The sequence below is a fragment of the Propioniciclava sp. genome (assembly GCF_036744435.1).
Classification (GTDB): Bacteria; Actinomycetota; Actinomycetes; order Propionibacteriales; family Propionibacteriaceae; genus Propioniciclava.
Genome location: NZ_DAIOIA010000218.1, coordinates 1 through 2249, shown reverse-complemented (window position 1 = coordinate 2249; position 2249 = coordinate 1). Strand labels below are relative to the sequence as shown.

Sequence of the window (2249 nt, the reverse complement as noted above, 5' to 3'; positions counted from 1 at the left end):
TGGTGGTCTCGCTGGAGGGTGCGCTGCGCACCAGCGGACTGGACTACGAGCGCGCCGCCAGCTACCTGGGCGCCAGCCCCACCCGGACGCTGCTGACCGTCACCCTCCCCATGGCCGCGCCAGCACTGGCGTCCGGGACGGCCCTGTCGTTCGCTCGCGCCCTGGGGGAGTTCGGCGCGACCCTCACCTTCGCCGGGTCGCTGCAGGGCGTCACCCGCACGCTGCCGCTGGAGATCTACCTGCTGCGCGAGTCCGATTCGGACCTGGCCCTCGCCCTCGCCGTCGTCCTGCTGGCGGTGGCGGGGATCGTGGTCTGGTTGGCGACCAGGCTCCAGGCGTGGGGTAGCCATGCGTGAGCAACTGGTCCTGGACGCCCACGTCGCCGCCCGGGACGTCACGATCAGCCTGCGGGTCAATGCTGGGGAGGTCGTCGCCCTCATCGGGCCGAACGGGGCCGGTAAGTCCACGGCCATCCAGCTCGCCGCGGGGGCGTTGCGCCCCGACGAGGGCCGCGTCAAGATCGGTGACGCGACCGTGGCCGACGCGGGCGTCTTCGTCCCGGCCAGCCGTCGCAGCATCGGCTACCTGGAGCAGCGCGCCCTCCTGTTTCCGCACCTGAGCGTCCTGGACAACGTCGCCTACGGGCTGCGTTCCCGCGGGCGCTCCCGGGCCGAGGCTCGCCTCAGGGCCGCCGCCGAACTGCAGGCAGTCGGCCTGGACGGCTTCGGCCCGCGCAAGCCTCGGTCCTTGTCAGGCGGCCAGGCCCAGCGCGCCGCCCTCGCCCGGGCCCTCGCCTTCGACCCCGACCTGGTGCTCCTGGACGAGCCCTTCGCGGCCCTGGACGCGACCACCACCCCCGACCTTCGCCGGCTGCTGCGTCACCGCCTGGAGGGCATCGCGACCGTGCTGGTCACCCACGATCCGCTCGACGTCCTCGTCCTCGCCGATCGGGTAGTGGCGGTGGAGTCGGGCCGCGTCGTCGCCGACGGACGCGTCGAGGACGTCTTCACCAAGCCCCCCACCTCCTTCCTGGCGGACTTCGTCGGCCTCAACGTGCTCCGTGGCCCGCTCGCCTCCGGCACCACCATCCGGCTGGGGGACGGCGCCGTGGTGTCCGGGGTGAGCGACGCTCCCCTACCCCCGGGCGCTGCCCGGGCGGTGTTCCCGCCGTCCGCGGTCAGCATCTTCGCTCGATCGCCGCACGGCAGCCCGCGCAACGAACTCCCTGCGGTCGTGGCGGGCGTCGAGGATCGCGGCCTGGTGCAGCGGGTGAGCCTGTTGGTCGCGGGCCAGCGGATCCACGCCGACGTCACGTCCGGGGCGGTCTCGGATCTGGCCTTCACCGAGGGCGATGCCGTGGTGGCCGTCATCAAGGCCACGGCGGTGTCCCTGCATCCCGCACCAGGCGACGCCTCGGCGTGACCGCGCTGCCGCTCCCACTGTGGGGGACGGCTTAGGCTGGCTCGTTCTGCGCCGTTGCCCCGGGCCCGGATGCGTCCACCGTCGCAGTGTCTGGCGCCGAGGCGCGCAAGTCCGCCTGGACGCGCTCGCTGTCGGCGCGGTGCCAGAACCGTTCAGGGACGAGTTCGGTGCGGCGGGCGTCCCAGGGTCGCTCCCAGCCCGCCAGGGTGATCAAACCGTCGAGCAGGGCCGCGGTGAAGCCCCAGATGAACAGTTCCCCCACCAGGAAACCCGGCCCGCGGTGCCCCATCGGCAGCCGCCACGTGAGCCGGTTCGCCGGGTCGATCAGATCGCCGACGCGCACCTCGTGGATGGCCGCCACCTCGATCGCGTCCCCGATCGCCAGGGGGTGCGGGGCGTGCCACCACGCGACGACGGGGGTGACGTCGTAGCCGGTGGCGGCGACGTGGGCGGCGGGCAGGATGCCGAGCAGGTCGACCGTGTCCGCGTGCAGGTCGACCTCTTCGTGAGCCTCCCGGAAGGCGGCCGCCACGCTCGAAGCGTCGGCAGGTTCGACGCCGCCGCCGGGGAAGGCGCACTGCCCGGCGTGACTGCGCAGCCGGGCGGACTTCTCGATGATGATGAGCCGCAGGTCGTCGGGGGCGGCCCCCGCAGCGCCGAAGAAGCAGATGAGGACGGCGGCCTTGCGTCCATCGCGCGGCGGGCGTCCGCGCACCACGCCCTCCCCGCCGCCCGGTTCGGCGAGCGCGGCGACGAGCCGGTCCAGGCAGGCGGGGCGCGGCGTCACAGGTCCACCCCCAAGTAGGTCGCCGTGGCGGAGACGAGTT

3 protein-coding genes are annotated in these 2249 nt (G+C 73.6%); 2 read left to right on the top strand and 1 reads right to left on the bottom strand.

All coding sequences use genetic code 11. The features are described 5' to 3' along the window. Positions 1-356, top strand: a 356-nt coding sequence (locus V7E09_RS15345) for an ABC transporter permease subunit (protein WP_324523705.1), incomplete at its 5' end; no start/stop codon positions are given. Beyond that, the gene (locus V7E09_RS15340) at positions 349-1422 is read left to right on the top strand and encodes an ABC transporter ATP-binding protein (RefSeq protein WP_324523704.1); all 1074 of its coding nucleotides are present in this window, start codon (positions 349-351) and stop codon (positions 1420-1422) included. The genes V7E09_RS15345 and V7E09_RS15340, both read left to right, overlap by 8 nt. A 31-nt stretch (positions 1423-1453) precedes the next feature. Here the strand turns inward: V7E09_RS15340 and V7E09_RS15335 are convergent, their stop codons facing one another. Continuing rightward, entirely contained in the window at positions 1454-2209 is a 756-nt protein-coding gene (locus V7E09_RS15335; protein ID WP_324523703.1) for an NUDIX hydrolase, read from the bottom strand. Positions 2210-2249: the final 40 nt, after the last annotated feature.

Bases quoted from the DNA above. Each gene is read 5' to 3' on its own strand.
- V7E09_RS15340 (WP_324523704.1), top strand. From the start codon at position 349: ATGCGTGAGCAACTGGTCCTGGACGCCCACGTCGCCGCCCGGGACGTC.